Origin of the sequence: Enterobacter sp. 342 (genome assembly GCF_036663495.1) — a bacterium.
GTDB lineage: Bacteria > Pseudomonadota > Gammaproteobacteria > Enterobacterales > Enterobacteriaceae > Enterobacter.
In genome coordinates this window covers 67,517-85,163 of sequence record NZ_JAWUEI010000003.1, presented here as the reverse complement: position 1 = coordinate 85,163, position 17,647 = coordinate 67,517, and the positions used below count along the sequence as shown (strand labels likewise).

At 50.8% G+C, this 17,647-nt stretch carries 22 protein-coding genes and 3 tRNA genes; 15 read left to right on the top strand and 10 right to left on the bottom strand.

Translation table 11 applies throughout. From position 1 onward, the window contains the following. Positions 1-74: 74 nt before the first annotated feature. The 6 genes from V6E55_RS03690 to V6E55_RS03665 form a co-directional block, all read right to left on the bottom strand. Complete coding sequence (locus V6E55_RS03690; RefSeq protein ID WP_032666762.1) at positions 75-236, bottom strand: DUF1328 domain-containing protein; 162 nt, start codon at positions 234-236, stop codon at positions 75-77. Between the two features lie 127 nt (positions 237-363). After that, a complete protein-coding gene (gene osmY, locus V6E55_RS03685; protein ID WP_114979243.1) occupies positions 364-981 on the bottom strand; it encodes a molecular chaperone OsmY in 618 nt (205 codons plus the stop codon). 300 nt (positions 982-1,281) lie between these two features. Beyond that, positions 1,282-2,871 carry a peptide chain release factor 3 gene (prfC, locus tag V6E55_RS03680; protein ID WP_028016590.1) on the bottom strand — a complete coding sequence of 530 codons (1,590 nt, stop codon included), beginning with the start codon at positions 2,869-2,871 and terminating at the stop codon, positions 1,282-1,284. Positions 2,872-2,963: 92 nt separating this feature from the next. Then, positions 2,964-3,641, bottom strand: coding sequence for a pyrimidine 5'-nucleotidase (yjjG, locus tag V6E55_RS03675; RefSeq protein WP_028016589.1), 678 nt, complete (start codon positions 3,639-3,641; stop codon positions 2,964-2,966). Positions 3,642-3,660: 19 nt separating this feature from the next. Beyond that, positions 3,661-4,104 carry a ribosomal protein S18-alanine N-acetyltransferase gene (rimI, locus tag V6E55_RS03670; protein WP_023334424.1) on the bottom strand — a complete coding sequence of 148 codons (444 nt, stop codon included), beginning with the start codon at positions 4,102-4,104 and terminating at the stop codon, positions 3,661-3,663. After that, the gene (locus tag V6E55_RS03665; protein ID WP_316942201.1) at positions 4,073-4,486 is read right to left on the bottom strand and encodes a DNA polymerase III subunit psi; all 414 of its coding nucleotides are present in this window, start codon (positions 4,484-4,486) and stop codon (positions 4,073-4,075) included. Before V6E55_RS03665 ends, rimI begins: the two co-directional genes overlap by 32 nt. A 102-nt stretch (positions 4,487-4,588) precedes the next feature. Here V6E55_RS03665 and rsmC point away from each other — a divergent pair, with 102 nt between their 5' ends. The 4 genes from rsmC (at position 4,589) to V6E55_RS03645 (ending at position 6,110) form a co-directional block, all read left to right on the top strand. Beyond that, entirely contained in the window at positions 4,589-5,617 is a 1,029-nt protein-coding gene (gene rsmC / locus V6E55_RS03660; RefSeq protein ID WP_316942200.1) for a 16S rRNA (guanine(1207)-N(2))-methyltransferase RsmC, read from the top strand. A 172-nt stretch (positions 5,618-5,789) separates the two neighbouring features. Next, positions 5,790-5,876 (top strand) — tRNA-Leu (locus tag V6E55_RS03655). Positions 5,877-5,904: 28 nt separating this feature from the next. Then, a tRNA-Leu gene (locus V6E55_RS03650) sits at positions 5,905-5,990 on the top strand. Positions 5,991-6,023: 33 nt separating this feature from the next. Further along, a tRNA-Leu gene (locus V6E55_RS03645) sits at positions 6,024-6,110 on the top strand. A 38-nt stretch (positions 6,111-6,148) separates the two neighbouring features. Here the strand turns inward: V6E55_RS03645 and V6E55_RS03640 are convergent. Continuing rightward, a complete protein-coding gene (locus V6E55_RS03640) occupies positions 6,149-6,418 on the bottom strand; it encodes a DUF1435 domain-containing protein (RefSeq protein WP_316942250.1) in 270 nt (89 codons plus the stop codon). 215 nt (positions 6,419-6,633) lie between these two features. Between V6E55_RS03640 and V6E55_RS03635 the strand changes: the two genes are divergently transcribed. Both V6E55_RS03635 and fhuF read left to right on the top strand, forming a co-directional pair. Continuing rightward, a complete protein-coding gene (locus V6E55_RS03635; RefSeq protein WP_236921729.1) occupies positions 6,634-7,698 on the top strand; it encodes a GGDEF domain-containing protein in 1,065 nt (354 codons plus the stop codon). 94 nt (positions 7,699-7,792) lie between these two features. After that, the gene (gene fhuF / locus V6E55_RS03630) at positions 7,793-8,581 is read left to right on the top strand and encodes a siderophore-iron reductase FhuF (protein WP_316942199.1); all 789 of its coding nucleotides are present in this window, start codon (positions 7,793-7,795) and stop codon (positions 8,579-8,581) included. Positions 8,582-8,667: 86 nt separating this feature from the next. Here fhuF and V6E55_RS03625 read toward each other — a convergent pair whose 3' ends face one another. Next, the gene (locus tag V6E55_RS03625) at positions 8,668-10,014 is read right to left on the bottom strand and encodes a PTS sugar transporter subunit IIC (protein ID WP_028016583.1); all 1,347 of its coding nucleotides are present in this window, start codon (positions 10,012-10,014) and stop codon (positions 8,668-8,670) included. Positions 10,015-10,342: 328 nt separating this feature from the next. Between V6E55_RS03625 and V6E55_RS03620 the strand changes: the two genes are divergently transcribed. Next, on the top strand, positions 10,343-10,801 hold the full coding sequence (locus V6E55_RS03620; RefSeq protein ID WP_316942198.1) for a YbaK/EbsC family protein: 459 nt from the start codon (positions 10,343-10,345) through the stop codon (positions 10,799-10,801). 36 nt (positions 10,802-10,837) lie between these two features. Here the strand turns inward: V6E55_RS03620 and bglJ are convergent, their stop codons facing one another. Both bglJ and V6E55_RS03610 read right to left on the bottom strand, forming a co-directional pair. Further along, entirely contained in the window at positions 10,838-11,473 is a 636-nt protein-coding gene (gene bglJ / locus V6E55_RS03615) for a DNA-binding transcriptional activator BglJ (RefSeq protein WP_316942249.1), read from the bottom strand. Further along, on the bottom strand, positions 11,470-12,201 hold the full coding sequence (locus V6E55_RS03610) for a helix-turn-helix transcriptional regulator (protein ID WP_316942197.1): 732 nt from the start codon (positions 12,199-12,201) through the stop codon (positions 11,470-11,472). The genes bglJ and V6E55_RS03610 overlap by 4 nt, the downstream gene beginning before the upstream one ends. 413 nt (positions 12,202-12,614) lie before the next feature. Here V6E55_RS03610 and V6E55_RS03605 point away from each other — a divergent pair, with 413 nt between their 5' ends. The 8 genes from V6E55_RS03605 to V6E55_RS03570 all read left to right on the top strand — a co-directional run bounded on the left by V6E55_RS03605 (position 12,615) and on the right by V6E55_RS03570 (position 17,565). Continuing rightward, positions 12,615-13,391: a threonine/serine ThrE exporter family protein gene (locus V6E55_RS03605; RefSeq protein ID WP_129996738.1), complete on the top strand. Its 777-nt coding sequence runs from the start codon at positions 12,615-12,617 to the stop codon at positions 13,389-13,391. Beyond that, a complete protein-coding gene (locus V6E55_RS03600) occupies positions 13,382-13,855 on the top strand; it encodes a threonine/serine exporter (RefSeq protein WP_049007396.1) in 474 nt (157 codons plus the stop codon). The genes V6E55_RS03605 and V6E55_RS03600 overlap by 10 nt, the downstream gene beginning before the upstream one ends. Positions 13,856-13,921: 66 nt before the next feature. Beyond that, the gene (locus tag V6E55_RS03595; RefSeq protein WP_114979233.1) at positions 13,922-14,563 is read left to right on the top strand and encodes a TetR family transcriptional regulator; all 642 of its coding nucleotides are present in this window, start codon (positions 13,922-13,924) and stop codon (positions 14,561-14,563) included. 41 nt (positions 14,564-14,604) lie between these two features. Beyond that, positions 14,605-15,057, top strand: coding sequence for a MarR family winged helix-turn-helix transcriptional regulator (locus V6E55_RS03590; protein WP_114979277.1), 453 nt, complete (start codon positions 14,605-14,607; stop codon positions 15,055-15,057). A gap of 84 nt (positions 15,058-15,141) precedes the next feature. Continuing rightward, positions 15,142-15,570 (top strand): organic hydroperoxide resistance protein, encoded by a 429-nt coding sequence (locus V6E55_RS03585; protein ID WP_013095463.1) that lies wholly within the window; start codon positions 15,142-15,144, stop codon positions 15,568-15,570. Between the two features lie 148 nt (positions 15,571-15,718). After that, positions 15,719-16,264 (top strand): primosomal protein DnaT, encoded by a 546-nt coding sequence (dnaT, locus tag V6E55_RS03580; RefSeq protein ID WP_316942196.1) that lies wholly within the window; start codon positions 15,719-15,721, stop codon positions 16,262-16,264. After that, entirely contained in the window at positions 16,261-16,998 is a 738-nt protein-coding gene (gene dnaC, locus V6E55_RS03575; RefSeq protein ID WP_013095461.1) for a DNA replication protein DnaC, read from the top strand. Before dnaT ends, dnaC begins: the two co-directional genes overlap by 4 nt. An 84-nt stretch (positions 16,999-17,082) precedes the next feature. After that, positions 17,083-17,565, top strand: a complete 483-nt coding sequence (locus tag V6E55_RS03570) for a DUF2501 domain-containing protein (protein ID WP_316942195.1) — start codon at positions 17,083-17,085, stop codon at positions 17,563-17,565. The last annotated feature ends 82 nt before the right edge of the window (positions 17,566-17,647 follow it).

The window sequence follows — 17,647 nt, the reverse complement described above, 5'->3', positions numbered from 1 at the left end:
CCGACCAGTAACGCAAATAAGAAAAAGCCAGTCGTAGTGACTGGCTTTTTTTTGTTGAAGGAATATTGCGTTTGCTATGGACGTCGACGCCCGGTAAACAGGCTGACCAGGAACAGAATAATACCCACGACGAAGACAACTTTTGCTGCCCATGCCGCAGTACCCGCCAGTCCACCAAAGCCCAATGCGGCGGCAATTAACGCGATAACCAGAAATATAATGCCCCAACGAAACATAAGCTTCTCCTTTACCATAGTTAATGTCGGCCGCTAATTGTGAGCGCTCAGGCCACCCACCGGCGTTTTTCCAGAGTCGTTCTTATTTCGCCCGTGGGCGTTAACCCGACGGGCGAATGGTCCAGATTTACTTCGCTTTCAGATCGTTTTTAACGCTTTTCACACCATCAATGGCTTTCGCAATAGACTCGGCGCGTTCAATTTGCGCCTGCGAATCGACTGTCCCGGAAAGCTGAACCACACCATCGGTGGTTTCCACTTTCACCTTACGGGATGGCACGATGTCATCTGCTAAAAGTTTAGCTTTGATTTCGCTGGTCGTAGCAGCATCACCGGCATAACCTTTCACCGACGTGTTTTTGCTGTCACGCACGTGGAGTTTATCGCTCACGGATGTAACACCTTCCACACCCTTCGCCACTTTTACTGCCTGTTCGGCCTGAGCCTGGCTTTCAACAAAACCACTCAGCGTGACCACTTTCTCGTCGGTCTTAACGGAAATATCGGTGCTCTTAATCGCTTCATCATCCACCAGCGCGGCTTTAACTTTTGCTGTAATTGAGCTGTCATCCATGAAATTACCGACTTTATTCATAGAGCTATCGATTTTTTGCCCTGCGGTATCGGCAGTGGACTGTGCTTTATCCATGGCACTGCTTTCCGCCAGGGCGGAGCCACTAACCAGAACACTACCCAGAGTCACAGCCAGCAGAGTTTTAGAAATCTTCAGTCTTGTCATATTCATCGATGTATTCCTGTGTTTACCCGTTATTCGGGCTACGTACTTCCTTAGTAGTTTTATATATTGCGAATAATCACACGAGCACGACGGATAACCAAAAACCATTCAAAAAAGCAGTTAATTAATCCAGACCCGGTGTTAAACACTGAGTTAAATATAGATCACTCTCACAGTATCGCTTTCAGATTTGGTCAAAAAACAACCAATAAGCGCGTAAATGCAGAGAATTAAGAACATTCCGCAAGGGATTAATAAGACAGGAATTAAAGAAGAGCACGGCGATTACCGTGCTCTGAGAGAAGATTAGTGCTCGCGTGTTTTGCGGAACTGAACGTCAGGATAGCGTTCCTGGGTCAGGTTCAGGTTAACCATGGTTGGGGCGATGTACGTCAGGTTATCGCCACCATCGAGCGCCAGCTGAATTTCGTTCTTACGCTTAAATTCTTCGAATTTCTTCACGTCAGAACACTCAACCCAGCGCGCGGTCGCCACGTTTACGGATTCGTAAATCGCTTCAACGTTATATTCGCTCTTAAGACGAGCCACCACCACGTCAAACTGCAACACCCCCACCGCACCGACGATCAGATCGTTGTTTGCGATTGGGCGGAACACCTGTACCGCGCCCTCTTCGGAAAGCTGTACCAGGCCTTTCAGCAGCTGTTTCTGCTTCAGCGGATCGCGCAGACGAATACGGCGGAACAGCTCCGGCGCAAAGTTCGGGATACCGGTGAACTTCATCATTTCACCCTGGGTGAAGGTATCACCGATCTGGATCGTGCCATGGTTATGCAAGCCGATGATGTCACCAGGATACGCTTCTTCAACATGTGAACGGTCACCCGCCATGAAGGTCAGCGCGTCGGAAATCACCACGTCTTTACCAATACGCACCTGGCGTAGTTTCATGCCCTTTTCATATTTACCGGACACAACGCGCATAAAGGCCACGCGGTCGCGGTGTTTCGGGTCCATGTTCGCCTGAATTTTAAATACGAAACCGGTGAACTTCTCTTCCTGCGCTTCCACTTCACGGGTGTCGGTTTTACGTGGCATCGGCTGCGGAGCCCACTCCACCAGACCATCCAGCATGTGGTCGACACCAAAGTTACCCAGCGCGGTACCAAAGAATACCGGCGTGATTTCACCGCTCAGGAACAGCTCTTTGTCGAACTCATGAGACGCGCCTTTCACCAGCTCCAGCTCGTCGCGCAGCTGTGCGGCCAACTCTTCACCTACCGCCGTATCCAGATCCGGGTTATCCAGACCTTTCACGATGCGCACTTCCTGGATAGTGTGGCCTTTACCGGTCTGATACAGGTAAGTTTCGTCTTTATAAAGGTGGTAAACCCCTTTGAACAACTTGCCACAGCCAATTGGCCAGGTGATTGGCGCACAGGCGATTTTCAGCTCGTTTTCCACTTCATCCATCAGCTCCATCGGATCACGGATGTCACGGTCGAGTTTGTTCATGAAAGTGAGGATCGGCGTATCGCGCAGACGGGTAACTTCCATCAGCTTACGGGTACGGTCTTCTACACCTTTTGCGGCGTCGATCACCATCAGACAGCAGTCAACCGCCGTCAGCGTACGGTAGGTATCTTCGGAGAAATCTTCGTGCCCCGGGGTGTCCAGCAGGTTCACCAGGCAGTTGTGATACGGGAACTGCATCACGGAGGTGGTAATCGAAATACCACGCTGCTTTTCCATCTCCATCCAGTCGGATTTCGCATGCTGGCTGGAGCCACGGCCTTTAACCGTACCGGCAGTCTGAATCGCCTGTCCGAACAGCAGCACCTTTTCGGTGATGGTCGTTTTACCGGCATCCGGGTGCGAGATAATGGCAAAAGTGCGGCGCTTGGCCACCTCTTGCAGATAAGGAGACAACGTCATAATCAAATCTTCTTATTTAAGCGCGGCAGCACGCCACGCATCATGGAATACGAAAAATGCGGCTATTTTACCCATCAATGGGGGGCAGGCAATCATTGTTTACACAGGAGCTGCTCCAGTTCGTTCAACGACGTCACGGTCCAGGTCGGTTCGATACCTTCAGGCTTCACGCGACCGTGCGCATTCAGCCAGACGGTCGACAAGCCCGAGTTCATGCCACCCAGAATATCCGACTCGGCGGTGTCACCTACCATCAGTACCCGTTCGCGGTCAGGATTGCCTGCCTGCGCCAGCGCGTAATCAAAAATACGCGGATCGGGTTTTGGTACGCCCACTTCTTCTGAAATCACCAGCGCATCGAAATGATCACGCAGTCCGGTACGTTCAAGACGGATTTGCTGTAATGCGGTAAACCCGTTGGTAATGATGCCCAGTTTCGCCTTGCCTTTCAGAGAATCAAGCAGGGAAACCGCACCCGGCAGCGGCGCACAGATATCAGCCATCGCATTCAGGAAGGCATCGTTCAGCGTTCCCGGACTCACCTTTAAACGTTCCGCCCAGACGTCAAAACGCTGATGCTGAAGTTGTAACGCGGTGATGGCACCGTTCTGGTAATCCACCCATAGCGGTTTATTCACCGCCTGATAGTCCTGAAAATCCTCAGCGGTGAAGGTTACGCTATAGTCGAGAAACATCCGCTGTAGACCACCGAACGCGTCGAACGTAAACAGCGTTTCGTCGGCATCAAAGAAAATCCAGTCCCATTTCATCGTTACAACCTTATTTTCGTTATCCAATCGGCAGAGCCATTATGATGGCGTCTTCACGTCCCTCTGCGGTGGGGTAATAGTTACGGCGGATTGTCGCCTCATTAAAGCCTAAGCTTTCGTAGAGCGCGATGGCGGCGACATTCGATGCGCGCACTTCCAGCCACAGGGTGAAAACGTCACGGGTTTCGAGCTCACGGATGAGGTGCTCAAGCAGCTCTCTTCCCAGCCCACGACGCTGAAACGCAGGATCAACCGCGATATTAAACAGCGTCGCCTCATCAAGAACAACCTGTGTGATTGCGAAGGCGGCCATGGTGCCGTCAACATCCAGGCGGTAATTCAGATACCGCTCGCCCTGATTACTGGCGAAGGTCTTTTCGCTCCACGGAAAGGCATGGGCGCGTGTTTCAATCGCAAACGCTGTGGTCAGGTCAGGCGTCGTGAGGGAAGAAATCGTGTTCATATTCGCAGATTTGTTGCCATAGCGCGCTACGCGCTTTTGGGTTGGCTTTTAGTTCGTCCAGCGCTGGCGAGCAGATCTGGCTCCCCTGGAGGGAGATTTCGTTCGTCTCTCCGATACGCCAGCTGTTACAGCGGCTATCAGGAGGGAGCATAGCGACCCGTTCTGGTGTCAGCTGTAAAACCTGGTCGGCAGTCAGCTTCAGGCTGCGAAGGACATCACCGATCAGGGGTTCATTCAGGGCAGGCAGTTCTTCCGCCACCATCACCAGGCGAACGTGCGCTGGGATGGAGATGGCGATTTCGCCCTGCAACGCCGTCGGGCGACGCAAAGCCCACTGGGTGATACCCAGTTGCTGCAACTGCCAGTCTCGTCGGGATGTCATAGGGAAAACTCCTGTCTCTCAGGCGCGCAAATATAGCAAATGTGTCGAAAGTGCGCCATCTACCTACTATAATCCCCGCCTGAGTTTATTGAGGAACAATTCATGTCTGCATTTACCCCGGCAAGTGAAGTCTTGCTGCGTCACAGTGATGATTTCGAAGAAAGCCGTATTCTGTTTGCCGGAGATATGCAGGATGACCTGCCCGCGCGTTTCGACTGTGCTGAAAGCCGTGCCCACACCCAATATTATCACCACTGGCAGGTCCTGAGCCGCCAGATGGGCGAGCGCGCGCGCTTTAGCCTGGTGGCAGAGCAGAGCGATATCGCCGACTGCGATACGCTTATCTACTACTGGCCGAAGAACAAACCGGAAGCCCAGTTCCAGTTGATGAACCTGCTCTCCTTGCTGCCAGTGGGTTGCGATATCTTCATCGTCGGTGAAAACCGCAGTGGTGTGCGCAGCGCCGAGCAAATGCTGGAAGCGTACGCGCCACTAAATAAAGTCGACAGCGCCCGCCGCTGTGGCTTGTACCATGGTCGTCTGGAAAAACAGACAACGTTTGATGCACAAGCTTACTGGGATGAGTATCAGCTTGACGGTCTGACCATCAAAACACTTCCAGGCGTATTCAGCCGTGACGCGCTGGATACGGGCAGTAAGCTGCTGCTTTCAACCCTTACACCGCACACCAAAGGTAAAGTGCTGGACTTGGGCTGTGGCGCGGGAGTGCTTTCAACGGTTCTTGCCAGCCATTCGCCAAAAGTGCGTTTAACCCTGTGTGATGTAAGCGCGCCAGCGGTAGAAGCCAGCCGCGCAACGCTTGCCGCAAATGGAATCGAAGGTGAAGTGATTGCCAGCAACGTCTTCTCCGACATTACGGGTCGTTTCGACATGATTATCTCTAACCCGCCGTTCCATGATGGCATGGAGACCAGTCTTGAAGCCGCGCAAACACTGATCCGTGGCGCAGTTCGTCACCTTAACAGTGGCGGAGAGCTGCGCATCGTCGCTAACGCCTTCCTCGCGTACCCGAAAGTGCTGGACGAAACCTTCGGCTTCCATGAAGTGATCGCTCAGACCGGTCGCTTTAAGGTTTACCGCACGGTGATGACGCGTCAGGCCAAAAAATAATCTCCAATCCTGTAGGCCGGATAAGCGCAAGCGCCATCCGGCTCCACATGGCACCGCCATCGGCCATTTTTCCAGCAATCAAGGTGTCGCGCGCACTTTTCTGTTGACGTAAAGCTGAAAACATCTAGAATGCGCCTCCGTGGTTACGATACTTTTACAGTATCGATGGTATGCGAAGGTGGCGGAATTGGTAGACGCGCTAGCTTCAGGTGTTAGTGTCCTTACGGATGTGGGGGTTCGAGTCCCCCCCCTCGCACCATAAATCACGTTGATATTGCTCGCACTGGGCGAAGGTGGCGGAATTGGTAGACGCGCTAGCTTCAGGTGTTAGTGTCCTTAGGATGTGGGGGTTCGAGTCCCCCCCCTCGCACCAACGAGGCGATATCAAAAATAGTAAGATGACTGTGCGAAGGTGGCGGAATTGGTAGACGCGCTAGCTTCAGGTGTTAGTGTCCTTACGGATGTGGGGGTTCGAGTCCCCCCCCTCGCACCAATTATCTTACAACCCTTCTGAATGTCTTCTTTTCCCTGTTATTTCAAACTCATCAGTATTACCAGAATTCCACTGACCAGTGCTACACACGATGGCAGTAAAACAAAGTGGCGTAACTGCTTATGCCATATCATTCCTGACGTGACTAATAATCCTGACACAATGATGGCTTTCCAGACATTGATGGAGAGATCGGCAAACATCAAGCCACCGAGAATCGCTCCCGGCAGTAATACACCCCAACCACTTCCCAGTGTCCTGTTCAGCATGACTTGCCCTTTCACGTTGATAATGATAACCAATATCATATGAAATAAATTATCATTTGCCAACATGATGAATCAAAATCCGTCGACCTTTACCTTTCCCATAATGACAGGAATTGCCTAAGGTGATAAATTGCACACCTGTTAACTACACCTAAAGATTTTCTGATAATTACTCTTTGAGTTTTTTACTTTTTTTATTGCGACACAACACCTATTTATTTGTTTTAATTAAATTTTAATAAAAACGTACTACTATGACATCACAATCCTGGCGGTCTTTGGTTCACAGAAAATATCAATTATCGTTACGTTTATTTTTATTCCTGAACGCAACATCAGCTGTGTTCTCGGTAACAAACCCACTTAATTCTGTGCGCGTGTTCTCTTTCCCTCTGATTGCTATTTTCTCCATCAGCACAGGCCTGCTCGCCTTGCACTGGAGGAAGAGGAGTCGGAAGATCAATATTCCTGTTATTTCAGGGATCTTCGGTATTTTGTGGGCCTGGCAAATTGTCTCAAAATTTTCACTAATTACTCACGACCATATGACGTATTTGATAATAGCGCTATTAACAGTGCTTTTTATCGGTACGCTGGCATTCGCCAGTAATATCGTGGCATTCATACTGCACTCATTACCCACCTTTATTGTCTGTCTGTGGCTAAGTAACCACGATATATGGCTAAGAATAGCCTATTCTTTCGCACTTCCTGTGGTGGCAATTGCTATTCATAACATTTTGCAAAGACGTAACGATCGTTTTGCTCAGGAGCTGCTCTCTCGCTTACTGGAAGAACGGGAAACCCTCACCGATCTCAGCATGATGGATCCCCTCACCGGACTCTATAATCGTCGCGGCCTGCAAAGCCGTCTGGAGAACCTGCCAGCGGTTGAAAATGGCGAACACTTTGTCCTGCTGATGGATATCGACCACTTTAAGGCCTATAACGACCATTACGGCCATATGATGGGCGACCAGGCATTGAAACGCGTCTCTGCGGCAATTCGCGACGCTGTGCGTTCTCGCGATATTGTGGCGCGCTTTGGCGGGGAAGAATTTATGGTGCTGCTGACCAATATTTCACTCGAACATGCCCGCCAGACGGCAGAGCGGATCCGTCAGAAAGTTTACGATTTGAAAATCCCGCATCTGTTTAACGAAAGCGTTGCGACAAATGTCACCATCAGCATTGGTATTGCTATTTTCGAGGATGAAGACGTGGAAGGCGCGCTGGAAAAAGCGGACAAAGCTCTCTACGAAGCCAAGCATATGGGACGCAATAATATTCTGCTTAGTGAAGGCCTTCAGTCGGCTTAAGCACGAGGTCGTTTAACCAGGACAAAAGTCTTGCCATTAGTTTGAGCAATAGTTAGGATTGGCAATCATTATCATTTAGATTTCCATCCATACTATGGCCACTCAGACCGCACACATTGCTGAACCACTCCTCTGGCGGGCGCCCCTCGCCAGCGGGAATACTTCGCTTGCGGATGCCATACGGGATAAGATTGCGAAAACTCGTGCTCATCTGCTGGACTTTATCCGGCTTGATGAAGCGTACCCGCAGCACGCCATGACGCTTTCTGAGTGGCGGCAACCAGCCCAACTGCAATCATTGCTGGCCACCTATTCCGACCATATCTATCGTCATCAACCAACCCTTAAGCGGGAAAATAAACCCCTGCTCTCTCTCTGGGCGCAGTGGTATATCGGACTGATGGTGCCTCCCCTCATGCTGGCGTTGTTAACGCAAAAGAGCATGTTGGAACTCTCGCCGGATAACTTCCATGTCGAGTTTCACGAAACCGGGCGTGCAGCCTGTTTCTGGATTGATCTCCATGAAGACCAGGCCTCTGAGCCACTTACTGCTCAGGAGCGTATGGAGCAGCTTATCACTCAGGCTCTGATTCCGGTGGTTAATGCCCTTGAAGAGACGGGTGAGATTAACGGGAAACTTATCTGGAGTAATACCGGGTATTTAATCCACTGGTATTTAACGGAAATGAAGCCTCTGCTTGGTGATGAGATCGTTGACGCCCTGCGTCAGTCCTGTTTCTTTGCAAAACAACTTTCTGATGGCAGTGAAAACCCATTATTCCGTTCCGTAGTTCTCCGTGACGGACTTCTGGTTCGTCGCACCTGCTGCCAGCGCTATCGCCTGCCGGACGTTAAGCAGTGCGGGGATTGCACGCTGAAATAGTGCACTGAATTGCCCGGTGGCGCTTCGCTTACCGGGCCTACAAAAACAGGCCGGGTAAGGCGTAGCCGCCACCCGGCACAACGCTTTTAAGCCACCTGCTGATTTTCCTCTTCCGCGTTACGCTGCGCTTCTTCGGCTTCCTGCTCCAGCAGCTGCTTCTCGTAAACTTTGAAGAATGGGAAGTAGATTATTGCTGATACGCAGGCCAGAACAACGACCAGAATGGCTGCGCGGAAATCCCAGCCAAGGGCCCATGCGGCGCCAATCGGAGCGGGTGCTGTCCAGGGCACGACTGAAATGACACGGCCAATCAGATCAAATGACATCGCCGCCCAGGCCAGCACGGCGTTCACCATAGGGGCCAACAGGAACGGGATAAAGAACACTGGGTTCATCACAATCGGCGTACCGAAAATGACTGGTTCGTTAATGTTAAAGAAGCTTGGTACCACGCTCAAACGCCCAATAGAGCGTAAATGTGCTGAACGACTGCGCAGATAGCAAATCACCAGCCCCATTGTGGCTCCCGACCCACCAATCACGATAAAGAACGTCCAGAATGCTTCCATAAAAATATGCGGCAGAGGCTGGCTGGCTGCCAGCGCAGTCTGGTTAGCCCCCAGGTTAGTCAGCCAGAACATCTGTAACATCCCGGAGACAATGGCGGCTCCGTGGATCCCGGCGAACCAGAGCAAATGACCAATCAACACAGCTAACAGAATCGCAGGCAGCGAGTCCGCGGCAGAAACCAAAGGCTTAAAGACTGACATAATCGCCTGCGGGATCAGCATGTCAAACTGAGACTGAATAATCAGGCTCAGCGGATAGAGCGTCAACACCACTACCAGCACCGGGATCAGCAAGTCGAAAGAGTTTTTGATCATCGGGGGAACCTGGTCTGGCAGGCGAATACCAATGTTATGCGCTTTAAGGAAACGCATCATCTCTACACAGTAAATAGCCACCAGAATCGCGGTAAAGATGCCCGTCCCCCCCAGGCTGTCTACAGGAAGTGTGCCTTTGGTTTTAGGTGCCGCGACCAGGAGAAACGCCATCAGAGACAGCATGGCGCACATAAATGGGTCTAACTGATGCGATTTGACATAGTGTTTGCCAAGGTTATAGGCAATGGCCGCACAGATATAAATGGACATAATACCCATCGTCATATCAAACGGCGTCAGGATCTGGCCTTCAAATTGTTTCGCCATATCCAGCCAGGCGCGCGCAAAACCCCAGGTGGTATCAGGCGAAAACGGGGGGTAAGCGAACACTAACAAAAATGAGCCCACAATCATAAATGGCATCGCGGAGATGAATCCATCACGGATAGCCATGACATGACGCTGGGAAGAGATCCGCCCGGCTATCGGGCTGACGTAATTTTCAACAAAACGGAATATCAGGTTAAACGCAGCATGGTTGGCAGACATGGCAGATCTCCTGTCAGACGTTTGTTACGGGCACATTCGTGCCACACGTTGTTCCATAAATCAGCTTCACAACCTTGCTGGCTTGTGTACCAGCGGTACTGCTCAGACTAAATGGTTTCATAATTTGCTCTTATTATTGGATACAGGGAACGTTACGTACTCAGTATTAATCTACGCACCACGCTCTGCAACCGGTTACTGTAACCGGTTTCTGTGATTGTGAAGATGATCCAGAAATCAGCTATATGGGATATTTGTTACTTAAGAGATATTTACAGAGCATAAATTCTTATGACAGATTACGCAGGATATTTGTCAGGAGGAAACAATGAGTTTGCAGTCTGTACAGCAGTTTTTTACCGACAACGCTCCGGATATAGACGTTATTGAACTGAGTCAGAGTACCGCCACCGTTGCACTCGCTGCAGCCGCCCATCGTGTTGAACCGGGACAAATTGCCAAGACCCTGTCATTGAAGGTGAAAAACGAGGTGATTCTGATCGTCGCGAAAGGAGATGCGCGTCTGGATAACAAAAAACTGAAAGACACTTTTGGCGCGAAAGCACGCATGCTCAGCAGTGATGAAGTGGTGACCATCACTGGTCATCCTGTTGGTGGTGTTTGTCCGTTCGGGCTGGAAAACCCGCTTGCGGTTTACTGCGATATTTCTTTAAAACAGTACGCTGAAGTACTTCCTGCTGCTGGCGCGATCCACAGTGCCGTACGTATTTCACCTGACAGGATGGCAGAGCTAACATCCGCAAAATGGGTTGATGTGTGCATCTGATTGATGCGCCAGAGAGTCTCTGGCGCGCAAGGCAGGTTATAAAAATGTGGGTTTGCGGAGCGTCGTATTCAGCGGTTCTCGTGCCGGGAGATGCGTAAGAATATCCGCTGCATCAAGCAGTCCTACGTCAGAATTCACTCCCAACTTCACCATCGCATTAAACTTATGTGCCCGGATGGTCTTAATATTGCGTTCAAGCTGTGCGGCAATTTCAGGAATGGAATACCCGTAAGACATATAACGCAAAATGGCCCGCTCCGTGGGGCTTAACATCCTGTTTTGACTGCAATACCAGTGGTTCAGCATATTGTCATTGATGCGCAGCGTTTCACCCAACAACACCACGAGCTCCTTCTGCAGATGCTCAAGTGTTACTGATTTACTGACCACTCCGTGAAGACGTGAAGGCGAGAGATGGCTAATTAACCGCGCTTCCATCTCATTCGATGCCAGAATAATGCGTTGAATATGGCTATGGGTAAACGCGAGATCCCGCACGTGTGCCAGGCAATTACGACGCTCTTCCCGCGCATCGGAAAGTGAATAGATCAGCGAGAAAAAATTGGTCTGGTGAAGTGCCTTCTTAAAGCCCTCAAATCCACTAAATAAGTGCAACTGGTAATGGTTAAGGGGGGGCATAGCAAAAAGATGCTGTAGCCCAACAGCACTCATTGAACAATTTTCGATAATGGCGATGTGTCTTGTTGAATCGGTTTTTTCCATTCCTCGAACTCTCCATAGGCTGATATTAAACTCAGCTCTCTCATTCCCTGTGTACTACTGATCCAGGCATACATATCGGCGTTAGACCGCAATGACAGCCGTCGCATCGCACTGTTTTTCTGTGCACTTATCGTTTTATTGCTCTTCTTGAGCAAGGTGGCAATTTGATTAATCCCCCATCCCTTACCTAACAAACGTAATACTTTGCGTTCAGAGTGCGTGAGCGCAATAACGTGTTCGTCTTCAGCACCCTGAGGTTCTGGTGTTAATAACGTCTGGCTTATCCGTTCAGCACGCTCGCTACCGCCCCGGATAGCATTAATCACGCCGTCGATGGGTTCCATATCAGAAAGCAGCGTGCTTTCTGGTCGCATAAGCAACTCAACCGCTATCGGGTACAGAGGCCGAGAGACCAAGAAGATCCAGTGTATTTCCCGGTATTGGTTCAATAAACTGTAGTACTCTTCGAGTGAGCCCCGGGGGTTCCTATACTCACCTGAAATATCGGCGATAATCACATCTGCACGGCGTAACTGAAGCAACGTTAGCTCCTGCAGTGAGCGGCAAAAGGTCAATTCAAAATCGGGGAAGTGGCGTGCCATAACACCTGCAAACCCTTTTTGCATCACGGGTACCCGGCTAATGACTACGCAATGTTTACCATGTAATGACAACATAGACCCTCCGTGTCCATTTTTCATTTGATGAGTAACGTTAAAACGCATCAACGTAATAAATATTTTCGTCCCTGAGTGTAAAACAGATTAATACAAGCAGAAGATGAGATATGTTTCTGACTTAAGAAATGCCTAAAACGGCGATAATATCTCATAAAGCGCAAATAAATTTAATTACGAACTCATTAATATATCGACAATATAAATTTAGAATAACTAAATATAAATATTTTATGTTATCGCATTAATAATTCATCATGGTTATGAATTAAATCGAAAACCCTTTCCTGATACGGGTTGCAACTGTTTGCATAAATCTTGATCTGACCCACAGCAAGGGGTACTGCACTTTGTGTTAAAAGTAAGCATCACGGGCCAAACCGCTAACATCCATTTTCTCTTCAGGACAATACATGCAGGCAGATCGGTCAACGCAGCGTGCTATCACGCGGCTATGTATTCAGTGCGGTCTTTTTCTGCTCCAGCACGGTGCGGAAAGCGCGCTGGTCGAGGAACTCTCAACACGCCTGGGGCTGGCGTTAGGTATGGATAGCGTTGAAAGCGCGATCTCTTCAAACGCCATTGTGCTGACCACGATCAAAGATGGCCAATGCCTGACCTCCACCCGCAAAAACCATGACCGCGGCATTAACATGCACGTCGTCACCGAAGTGCAACATATCGTCATTCTTGCTGAGCATAAGCTGCTCGACCACAATGAGATTGAAAAAAAATTCAACCAAATAAAGCCATTACGTTACCCACGCTGGCTTGTCGTGCTTATGGTGGGGCTGTCGTGCGCCTGTTTTTGTAAGCTCAACAAAGGCGGCTGGGACGGCGCAATCATTACATTTTTCGCCAGCAGCATCGCGATGTATGTCCGTCAACTGCTGACACACCGGCAAATGCACCCACAAATCAATTTCTGTATTACCGCTTTTGTCGCCACCACGGTGTCTGGTCTACTGCTGCGCCTGCCGCAGTTTGCTAACACACCCACTGTTGCCATGGCCGCCAGTGTGCTTCTGCTGGTCCCGGGTTTCCCGTTGATTAACGCCGTCGCCGATATGTTTAAAGGGCACATTAATACCGGTCTGGCACGTTGGGCTATCGCCAGCCTTCTGACACTGGCGACCTGCATTGGTGTCGTTATGGCCATGACTCTCTGGGGGTTACGCGGATGGGCGTGATAGATTTTCTGCTGGCACTGGTGCAGGACATGCTTCTGGCCGCCATTCCTGCCGTTGGCTTTGCTATGGTCTTTAATGTTCCGCAACGTGCTCTCCCGTGGTGTGCCCTGCTGGGTGCGATTGGTCATGGGTCGCGAATGGTCATGATGACGGCTGGTTTTAACATCGAATGGTCGACATTTATGGCGTCTATGCTGGTCGGTAGTATCGGCATTCAGTGGTCGCGCTGGTATCTGGCGCATCCCAAAGTGTTCACCGTTGCCGCCGTTATCCCGATGTTCCCGGGCATATCTGCCTACACGGCGATGATTTCCGCGGTAAAAATCAGCCATTTTGGCTACACCGAGCCACAGATGATCCTCCTTCTGAGCAATTTCCTTAAGGCCTCTTCCATTGTCGGCGCGCTCTCAATTGGGCTGTCGATCCCGGGATTGTGGCTGTACCGCAAACGCCCACGCGTTTGATATTTGTGTTTTTCGCTGCCGTGGGGATAATCGTCCTGGTCCGTTTGGTGAAAATAAGGAAAGGTTGTGGCTAACCCAGGCAGCGAACTCCCCGCACACAATGAAGAATCCAGCCTGAAAGAGAAAATTTTTCAGAGCGCGATCGCGCTTTTCGCCGAATATGGTTTGAACGGTGCCCGCATGGAGCAAATCGCGGAAAAAGCAGGCACGACCAAACGCATGGTGGTTTACCATTTTAAGAACAAAGAAAACCTCTATCTTCTTGTGCTGGAGTATGTTTACACCCAAATCCGCGCCAGTGAGAAAGCGCTGAGTCTGGCGGGAATGCCACCGGTAGAAGCACTGGTCAACCTGGTAGAAGCCACCTTTGACTATCATGCCGATCACCCGGATTACATCCGCATTATCTGCATGGAAAACATGCAGCGAGGCCGCTTTATGCAGCAGTCGAGCTATCTGCGCCAGGTCAACCGTAGCGCGCTCGATCTGCTGGAAGCGATCCTGGACCGGGGTAAAGAAAAGCAGCTATTCAACCAGGCAGTTGACGCCCGCGACCTCCACCGTCTGATAAGCAGTTTCAGCTTTCACTACGTCGCCAATAGCTACACCTTCACATTGCTGTTTGAAGATGGAGCGGATGAACAGGCTCAGCGCCAGCACTACCGCAAAATGGCCGTTCAGGTGGCACTCCGCTATACCTGCCCATAAAATTGCTTGCAATTAAATCGCACACTATCTATATTCATTCCATGAACACGAAAACGAACGACACCACCGCTGCGCTCCTGCTGGATAACCAGCTCTGCTTTGCTCTCTATTCGGCAAATCTGGCGCTTAACAAGCTGTACCGGCAACTGCTGGCACCGCTGAACCTGACTTACCCGCAATACCTGGTGATGCTAGTGCTGTGGGAGCAGGATGACATTACGGTGTCGGACATTGGTGAGCGGCTGTTCCTTGACTCTGCCACCCTGACACCGCTGTTAAAACGTCTGGAAAGCGCCGGGCTGATAAAACGTCAGCGCTCGCGGAAAGATGAGCGTCAGGTCGCCGTCACGCTGAGCGACGAGGGACGTGCACTGCAGCAGCAGGCATCAGGGATCCCCCATGCGGTGGGATGCGCAGCGCAGTGTGATACTGACACGATGCTGGCGCTTAAGCAGCAGCTTGAACTTTTGCGACACCAGTTACACCACGCGTAAGGCTATACTTTACGCGTATTTATTTACTCATATATATCGCACGCTATTTAATAGCGCACATAAACGTAAGATGAGGAACCTGCCATGTCTTTAGAAAAAGTTGTTTATACCGCCAAAGCAAAAGCAACCGGAGGCCGTGACGGCCGTGCAACCTCTTCCGATGGAGTCCTGGACGTCAAACTGGGCGTGCCAAAAGAGATGGGTGGCATGGGGGGAGAAGTGACGAACCCTGAGCAGTTGTTTGCTGCCGGCTACTCTGCCTGCTTCCTGGGCGCGATGAAGTTTGTGGCCGCGCGCGACAAATTTACCCTGCCAAAAGAAGCCTTTATTGAAGGCGAAGTGGGTATTGGCCCGCTGCCAACCGGTTTTGGTATCGAAGCAAAACTGAACATCCATGTTGAAGGCATGGATCCTGCGGAAGCCAAAAAGCTGGTCGATGCAGCCCACATCGTTTGCCCGTACTCTAACGCAACCCGCGGCAACATCGACGTGACCCTGAATATCATCGCGTGATAAATACCTGATGGCACTGCGCTTATCAGGCCTACGACTGTAGCCCCGGTAAGCGCAGCGCCACCGGGGAAATCCCCTCCATCCCCTCATCCTCTCTGTGCTACCATAAGCTCATATCACGCCCGTAGTCATCAGTAGAGTAAGCGTTATGTCCTCCAGAATTCTGACCACCAGCATTGCTGGCATTGATGCCTTTATGCGCGACCCACGCGGTGTGTTGAGCCACGCCGAAGGCGGCACGGTTGCGGTTTTTGCCGACAATGCGCCGGCATTTTACGCCATCACACCGGAACGTCTGGCACAGCTCCTGGAGATCGAAGCGCAATTATCACGCCCGGCGAGCGATGTCATGCTGGATAACCAGTTCTTTGATGAGCCGGTTAACGCCCCGATGAGCGTTCCGATGGGAAAATTTGCTCTCTATGTGGGTTGGCAACCTGATGCGGATTTTCAACGGCAGGCCGCGCTGTGGGGGATTGCGTTAACACAACCCGCCACCGCTGAAGAACTCGCCGCGTTTACGGCCTGGTGGCAGGCAGAAGGTAAAGTCTTCACCCATATTCAGTGGCAGCAAAAGCTCGCGCGCCATCTTCAAATCACCCGCGCCAGCAATAATGGCCAGCCAAAACGCGATATCAACGCGTTTTCAGAACCGGATAAACAGATCCCTAACGGATTCCGAGGTGCGAAATGAAGAACGTCGGCGACCTGATGAAACGTCTGCAAAAAATGATGCCTGCCAACGTGAAGCCCGCTTTTACCACGGGTGAAGAACTGCTGGCGTGGCAAAAAGAGCAAGGAGAGATCCGCGCCGCCGCGCTCGCCCGTGAAAATCGGGCGATGAAAATGCAGCGCACCTTTAACCGCTCCGGTATTCGTCCCCTGCATCAGAACTGCTCATTTGATAATTATAAAATTGAGACCAACGGGCAGATGAACGCGCTTGCGGCCGCCCGTCAGTATGTGGATGAATTCGATGGCAACATTGCCAGCTTCATCTTTAGCGGCAAACCGGGTACCGGGAAAAATCACCTGGCTGCCGCTATCTGCAACGAGCTGCTCCTGCGCGGGAAATCGGTACTCATCATCACTGTGGCCGATATCATGTCCGCAATGAAAGATACCTTCAGCAACCGCGAAACCAGCGAAGAACAACTGCTGAACGACCTGAGTAATGTCGATTTACTGGTTATCGACGAGATTGGTGTGCAGACGGAATCCCGTTATGAAAAGGTGATCATTAACCAGATTGTCGACCGCCGTTCCTCGTCCAAACGACCTACCGGTATGCTGACAAACCACAATATCGACGAAATGACCCGCTTACTGGGTGAACGCGTTATGGATCGCATGAAGCTGGGTAACAGTCTGTATGTCATCTTCGACTGGGAAAGTTACCGTAGCCGCGTCACCGGAAAAGAGTATTAAGATAGTTCCAGGAATCGCCAGTGAGAAGGCGGTATATACTGGAATCACTTCCGGCCCAAAACGGACCTTTTTGAGAAATTTACGATGAAAAAACAGATTATTATCAGCACGCTTTTAGGCACCCTGTTGGTTACCGGCGCAGTGCAAGCGGCGTCCTGGCAGGATTCTCTGTCAAGCGCAGCAAACGAACTGACCAAAGAGAGCAGCAGCACTCAGGGCGGGCTTTCCGCGTCTTCCCTCACCAGTCTGCTGAGTAACAGCTCTCAGAGCCTGAGTGCGGGTACGATGAACAACGCGGCGGGCATTCTGGAATATTGCGCGAAGCAAAAACTGGCCTCCGTGACCGACGCGCAAAATGTCAAAAACCAGGTGCTGGGCAAACTGGGTCTGGATACCCAAGAGCAGAAAGCGGATACCAACTATATGGACGGGATTCAGGGTCTGCTTAACGCACAAAACGGCCAGCAGCTTAACCTGAGCACTATCGGCAACTCCTCTCTGGCAAAACAGGTGAAAACCAAAGCCTGCGATCTGGTGCTGAAACAAGGCGTTAATTTCATCTCCTGATCAACCCCATTTTCTGCCACAACACGCCGCGTTTAATGCGATAGCCTTGCAACGCGGCGTTAAATGAGCGTTTTCCCTGCCT

What these genes read in the sequence shown, in the direction of transcription:
- osmY (WP_114979243.1), bottom strand. Translation starts at nt 981, where the DNA reads ATGAATATGACAAGACTGAAGATTTCTAAAACTCTGCTGGCTGTGACT.
- yjjG (WP_028016589.1), bottom strand. Translation starts at nt 3,641, where the DNA reads ATGAAATGGGACTGGATTTTCTTTGATGCCGACGAAACGCTGTTTACG.
- V6E55_RS03585 (WP_013095463.1), top strand. Translation starts at nt 15,142, where the DNA reads ATGTCTTTAGAAAAAGTTGTTTATACCGCCAAAGCAAAAGCAACCGGA.
- dnaT (WP_316942196.1), top strand. Translation starts at nt 15,719, where the DNA reads ATGTCCTCCAGAATTCTGACCACCAGCATTGCTGGCATTGATGCCTTT.
- V6E55_RS03610 (WP_316942197.1), bottom strand. Translation starts at nt 12,201, where the DNA reads ATGTTGTCATTACATGGTAAACATTGCGTAGTCATTAGCCGGGTACCC.
- rimI (WP_023334424.1), bottom strand. Translation starts at nt 4,104, where the DNA reads ATGAACACGATTTCTTCCCTCACGACGCCTGACCTGACCACAGCGTTT.
- fhuF (WP_316942199.1), top strand. Translation starts at nt 7,793, where the DNA reads ATGGCCACTCAGACCGCACACATTGCTGAACCACTCCTCTGGCGGGCG.
- bglJ (WP_316942249.1), bottom strand. Translation starts at nt 11,473, where the DNA reads ATGAGTGCTGTTGGGCTACAGCATCTTTTTGCTATGCCCCCCCTTAAC.
- V6E55_RS03600 (WP_049007396.1), top strand. Translation starts at nt 13,382, where the DNA reads ATGGGCGTGATAGATTTTCTGCTGGCACTGGTGCAGGACATGCTTCTG.
- V6E55_RS03625 (WP_028016583.1), bottom strand. Translation starts at nt 10,014, where the DNA reads ATGTCTGCCAACCATGCTGCGTTTAACCTGATATTCCGTTTTGTTGAA.
- V6E55_RS03570 (WP_316942195.1), top strand. Translation starts at nt 17,083, where the DNA reads ATGAAAAAACAGATTATTATCAGCACGCTTTTAGGCACCCTGTTGGTT.
- prfC (WP_028016590.1), bottom strand. Translation starts at nt 2,871, where the DNA reads ATGACGTTGTCTCCTTATCTGCAAGAGGTGGCCAAGCGCCGCACTTTT.
- V6E55_RS03635 (WP_236921729.1), top strand. Translation starts at nt 6,634, where the DNA reads ATGACATCACAATCCTGGCGGTCTTTGGTTCACAGAAAATATCAATTA.
- V6E55_RS03620 (WP_316942198.1), top strand. Translation starts at nt 10,343, where the DNA reads ATGAGTTTGCAGTCTGTACAGCAGTTTTTTACCGACAACGCTCCGGAT.
- V6E55_RS03605 (WP_129996738.1), top strand. Translation starts at nt 12,615, where the DNA reads ATGCAGGCAGATCGGTCAACGCAGCGTGCTATCACGCGGCTATGTATT.
- dnaC (WP_013095461.1), top strand. Translation starts at nt 16,261, where the DNA reads ATGAAGAACGTCGGCGACCTGATGAAACGTCTGCAAAAAATGATGCCT.
- V6E55_RS03590 (WP_114979277.1), top strand. Translation starts at nt 14,605, where the DNA reads ATGAACACGAAAACGAACGACACCACCGCTGCGCTCCTGCTGGATAAC.
- V6E55_RS03640 (WP_316942250.1), bottom strand. Translation starts at nt 6,418, where the DNA reads ATGATATTGGTTATCATTATCAACGTGAAAGGGCAAGTCATGCTGAAC.
- V6E55_RS03665 (WP_316942201.1), bottom strand. Translation starts at nt 4,486, where the DNA reads ATGACATCCCGACGAGACTGGCAGTTGCAGCAACTGGGTATCACCCAG.
- rsmC (WP_316942200.1), top strand. Translation starts at nt 4,589, where the DNA reads ATGTCTGCATTTACCCCGGCAAGTGAAGTCTTGCTGCGTCACAGTGAT.
- V6E55_RS03690 (WP_032666762.1), bottom strand. Translation starts at nt 236, where the DNA reads ATGTTTCGTTGGGGCATTATATTTCTGGTTATCGCGTTAATTGCCGCC.